Genomic DNA, 3816 nt, shown 5'->3' on the forward strand with positions numbered 1-3816 from the left:
GCCAATGCTCCGCAGTGGCTCGCTCCTCCGCCTTGCATCTGCACGCACCAGACCCCGCTCGCTGATCCGGCCTGATCCAAAAGACACGCCCTAGCTCTCCGGCGGCGTGCCCATGTGCGCCGCCGCGTCCACCCGCGCCCGGTCCCTCGACCGTCTCGCCGGCCCCGACCAGCCGCAGGTGCAGCGGGCGAGGGTGAACGAACCCCGCTCGGTGGTGGTGGCGTTGTGGATGCTTCCGACGTGCGGGACGGCGGGCGTCTGCTGATGCGCGTGCACGGCTCCACGGTACCGGCGTGACGGTGCGCCCGTGCGGTCGTTATCCGGTTGGGGTCTCCCCGGGCTCCCAAGGCCCAGGGGAAGGGTGGGGGGCTCGGGCAGCCGGCGGCACAGTGTTGGGGGTTGGCAGGCGATGGTGGTGCAGCAGAGGCGCAGGAGCGGCGCGTTCGCCGTCGTGGCCGCCGTGGTGGGCGCCGTGGTCGGCGCGGCGATCACCGGATGTTCGGGGGCGGCCGACGCCTCGCCCGGTGCCGACCCGGGCGACGCGGTGCGCAAGGCCCCCGACGTGCTGACGCGGGCGGGGACGTCGAAGGCGCGTACGTCCATGGAGATGGCGACCGGCGGGACCCGGGTCACCATCCGGGGCGAGGGCGCGTACGACTTCGTCCAGCGGCACGGGCAGCTCAAGGTCGTCCTGCCCGAGGACCCCTCCGGCACCGACGGGCACCGCCCGATCACCGAGCTCTTCGCCCCCGGCGCGCTCTACATGAAGAACCGCGGCGCCGGCGTCCCCGCCGACAAGTGGGTCCGCGTCGACACCACCACCCTCGAGGACGGCAACCTCGTCACCGGTGGGGCGACCGACCCGGCCGCCGCCGCCGAGCTGCTGCGCGGCGCGCAGGACGTTCGTTACGTCGGCGAGGAGGAGCTCGCGGGGGTGCCGGTCGCCCACTACCGGGGGGTCAGCGACCTGGGTCGGGCGGCGCGGGCGGCCTCGCCGCAGGTGCGCGGGGCGCTCGCGGCGGCGGCGAAAGGGTTCGCCAAGGACGCGGTCCCGTTCGACGCGTACCTGGACCGCGAGGGGCGACTGCGCAAGGTGCGCCACCAGTTCAGCTTCGCCAACCAGGGGCGTACGGTCGCCGTCGCGTCGACGACGCTGCTGTACGAGTTCGGCGCCCCCGTGGCCGTACGGCTGCCGCCCCGCGAGGACATCTACGCCGGGAAGGTCAAGGCCTGACCATCGGAAGAATGGTCCGGACGTGCCATGCGCGGTGCGTGTCGCGCTCCCTACGCTAGGAAGCCGACACCGGCAGGAAGAGGTGATGCGCGTGGCCCCGCCCACTCCGACGACAGTCCAGGACCACGTGGCCCTCGCCGAGATCGAGCTGTGCGGTGAGTTGATGATCGCGGCGTCCGCCGCGGACGGGGAGCGGCTGAGCGCGGACCTCATCGACGAGGTGCTGAAGGTGATACCCGAGGGGCGCGGCGGGCCCGCCACGCCCCGGTGAACCCTCGGGGGTCAGGTCCTCATCATGCGGGCGATCGCCTTCGTCGCCTCCTCGACCTTCGCGTCGATCTCGTCCCCGCCCTTGACGGCGGCGTCGGCGACGCAGTGGCGCAGGTGCTCCTCCAGGAGCTGGAGGGCGAAGGACTGGAGGGCTTTGGTGGACGCGGAGACCTGGGTGAGTATGTCGATGCAGTAGACGTCCTCGTCGACCATGCGCTGGAGGCCGCGGATCTGGCCCTCGATGCGCCGCAGGCGCTTGAGGTGTTCGCTCTTCTGCTTGTGGTACCCGTGCACGCCGTGGTCGTGGTCCGTGGCTGCGGTGTCGCCCTGCGTGACCGGAAGGCCGGCCGCCTCGGTGGTCGTCATCGCGTCCTCCCGTTGTCCGTAAGGGTTTGCATACCCCTCGTGGGTATATGGTACCGGTCCTTGGCCGAAGGTGGCGGGGGCCGGTTCTGTTCACTGTGCCCGATGGGCGACACTGAAGAACGCCGGTTAGCCGTGGCCGGATGATGCGCCTAGCATCAGCCTGACCGAAACCCATGCACCTAGAGGACCCCACGTGCGCTTTCGTCTGACCCCCAGGGAGACGAGCTTCTACGACATGTTCTCCGCTTCCGCGGACAACATCGTCACGGGCTCCAAGCTCCTGATGGAACTGCTCGGAGCGGATTCGTCCGCCCGGGCCGAGATCGCGGAGCGGATGCGGGCAGCGGAGCACGCGGGCGACGACGCGACCCACGCGATCTTCCACCAGCTGAACTCCTCCTTCATCACGCCGTTCGACCGCGAGGACATCTACAACCTCGCGTCGTCGCTCGACGACATCATGGACTTCATGGAGGAGGCCGTCGACCTCGTCGTCCTCTACAACGTCGAGGAGCTGCCGAAGGGTGTCGAGCAGCAGATCGAGGTGCTGGCGCGGGCGGCCGAGCTGACCGCCGAGGCCATGCCGCACCTGCGCACGATGGACAACCTCACCGAGTACTGGATCGAGGTCAACCGGCTGGAGAACCAGGCCGACCAGATCCACCGCAAGCTGCTCGCCCACCTCTTCAACGGCAAGTACGACGCCATCGAAGTGCTCAAGCTGAAGCAGATCGTGGACGTGCTGGAAGAGGCCGCCGACGCGTTCGAGCACGTGGCCAACACGGTGGAGACCATCGCGGTCAAGGAGTCCTGAGCTTCGTGGACACCTTCGCACTGGTCGTGACCATCGGTGTCGCGCTCGGTTTCACGTATACGAACGGCTTCCACGACTCGGCGAACGCCATCGCCACGTCCGTCTCCACCCGGGCGCTGACCCCACGCGCTGCGCTCGCGATGGCGGCGGTGATGAACCTCGCCGGCGCCTTCCTCGGCAGCGGTGTCGCCAAGACCGTGAGCGAGGGCCTGATCGCCACGCCCGAGGGCTCGAAGGGGATGGGCATCCTCTTCGCCGCCCTGGTCGGTGCGATCGTCTGGAACCTGGTCACCTGGTACTTCGGCCTGCCCTCGTCGTCCTCCCACGCGCTCTTCGGCGGCATGGTGGGCGCCGCCCTGGCGGGTGGGACGGAGGTCATCTGGAGCGGCGTACTGGAGAAGATCGTCATCCCGATGTTCATCTCGCCGTTCGTCGGCCTGATCATCGGCTACCTGGTGATGGTCGTCATCCTGTGGATGTTCCGCAAGTCCAACCCGCACAAGGCCAAGCGCGGCTTCCGGATCGCCCAGACCGTCTCGGCGGCGGGCATGGCGCTCGGGCACGGCCTCCAGGACGCGCAGAAGACCATGGGCATCGTGGTGATGGCCCTGGTCATCGCCGACGTCGAGAAGCAGGGCGACGCGATCCCGATGTGGGTGAAGTTCTCCGCGGCGCTGATGCTGTCCCTGGGTACGTACGCCGGCGGCTGGCGCATCATGCGCACGCTGGGCCGCAGGATCATCGAGCTGGACCCGCCGCAGGGCTTCGCCGCCGAGACGACGGCGGCGTCCGTGATGTACACGGCGTCGTTCATGTTCCACGCGCCCATCTCCACGACGCACGTGATCACCTCGGCCATCATGGGCGTGGGCTCCACCAAGGGTTCGCGCGCCGTGCGGTGGGGCGTCGCGAAGAACATCATCCTCGGCTGGTTCATCACGATGCCGGCGGCGGCGCTGGTCGCGGCGGCGAGCTTCTTCGTGGTGCGGTTGTTCTTCGGCTGACGGAAGCCCTGTGCAGGGCCTGTTGCTGGGGGTCCGGGGGTTATCCCCCGGGGGGTGCAGTATCACGATGCCGGCGGCGGCGCTGGTCGCGGCGGCGAGCTTCTTCGTGGTGCGGTTGTTCTTCGGCT

At 69.3% G+C, this 3816-nt stretch carries 6 protein-coding genes; 4 read left to right on the top strand and 2 right to left on the bottom strand.

The window, feature by feature from the left end:
• Positions 1-90: 90 nt before the first annotated feature.
• Positions 91-276 (bottom strand): hypothetical protein, encoded by a 186-nt coding sequence (locus ABT360_RS35120; RefSeq protein ID WP_351825800.1) that lies wholly within the window; start codon positions 274-276, stop codon positions 91-93.
• Positions 277-409: 133 nt separating this feature from the next.
• Between ABT360_RS35120 and ABT360_RS35125 the strand changes: the two genes are divergently transcribed.
• Positions 410-1234: a hypothetical protein gene (locus ABT360_RS35125; protein ID WP_351825791.1), complete on the top strand. Its 825-nt coding sequence runs from the start codon at positions 410-412 to the stop codon at positions 1232-1234.
• Positions 1235-1319: 85 nt separating this feature from the next.
• The gene (locus ABT360_RS35130; protein ID WP_351825793.1) at positions 1320-1505 is read left to right on the top strand and encodes a hypothetical protein; all 186 of its coding nucleotides are present in this window, start codon (positions 1320-1322) and stop codon (positions 1503-1505) included.
• A gap of 11 nt (positions 1506-1516) precedes the next feature.
• On the opposite strand, the gene ABT360_RS35135 is transcribed toward ABT360_RS35130, so the two are convergent.
• Complete coding sequence (locus ABT360_RS35135; RefSeq protein WP_351825795.1) at positions 1517-1870, bottom strand: metal-sensitive transcriptional regulator; 354 nt, start codon at positions 1868-1870, stop codon at positions 1517-1519.
• A 193-nt stretch (positions 1871-2063) separates the two neighbouring features.
• Between ABT360_RS35135 and ABT360_RS35140 the strand changes: the two genes are divergently transcribed.
• Together ABT360_RS35140 and ABT360_RS35145 are read left to right on the top strand one after the other, a co-directional pair.
• Positions 2064-2684 carry a DUF47 domain-containing protein gene (locus ABT360_RS35140; protein ID WP_073757147.1) on the top strand — a complete coding sequence of 207 codons (621 nt, stop codon included), beginning with the start codon at positions 2064-2066 and terminating at the stop codon, positions 2682-2684.
• A gap of 5 nt (positions 2685-2689) precedes the next feature.
• Positions 2690-3688 (top strand): inorganic phosphate transporter, encoded by a 999-nt coding sequence (locus ABT360_RS35145; protein ID WP_351825798.1) that lies wholly within the window; start codon positions 2690-2692, stop codon positions 3686-3688.
• Positions 3689-3816: the final 128 nt, after the last annotated feature.

Source organism: Streptomyces sp. NPDC000229 (genome assembly GCF_040300825.1).
GTDB lineage: Bacteria > Actinomycetota > Actinomycetes > Streptomycetales > Streptomycetaceae > Streptomyces.